At 42.4% G+C, this 688-nt stretch carries 1 protein-coding gene; it reads left to right on the top strand.

The window, feature by feature from the left end:
- Positions 1–229: 229 nt before the first annotated feature.
- On the top strand, positions 230–688 hold a 459-nt coding region (locus tag ACS8FC_RS17790), incomplete at its 3' end, for a TauD/TfdA family dioxygenase (protein WP_439297769.1).

Genomic DNA, 688 nt, shown 5'->3' with positions numbered 1-688 from the left:
GTAAGCTGCGACGAGCGCACATTTTTACGGCTTATCAATCGGTACTCGGCTTATAACGGATACTGTCACCAGTACCACAACGGACTCTATTATTAAGTTTTTAATAAAACGTAGTAAGAAAGATGCCGTTGACTGCTTAGATAATACATAAATAGATCAAAGCTAAATATACCAAAGCTAGCCGTTAGCTCGCATGAATTTTTACCACTTATCGTTATAGGACAGTATTATGCAAACCACTCTGATGCTAAATGATTTGATAGAAAGCGACTTGATACAAGATAACAGTATCGAGTATGACATTCCTGAAGCACTAACCTCTCAAGCGTCTACTAGCGTATCACTGCCTAAAACCGCTGATATTCTGATCGACTTGAAAACCCATGGTTGGGCGTTACTTCGGGGCTATCACTACGATGTAGAGACGTTTAGCCAGTTGATGAGTCAACTGTGTCAGACCTTGACATACGACCCTGCCCGCCAAAACATCACTTCTGAAGCGCAAAAAGTGGATGCAGGTACGCATGCTATTGGACTACATATCGAAAATGGCAATACGCCGATGCCGCCTGACGTCATTGCTTTTTTTAGTGAATTGAGCGCCAAAAAAGGCTCACAAACAACAATATGTGATGGACATGCTGTGTATCAAGCGCTATCGCCTGAGCTAAAAGCCACCTTTAGTCAG

Source organism: Psychrobacter sp. 1Y4 (assembly GCF_051847555.1).
Note: the sequence above shows the minus strand (reverse complement) of the source record. Positions and strands in the feature narration are given on the sequence as shown.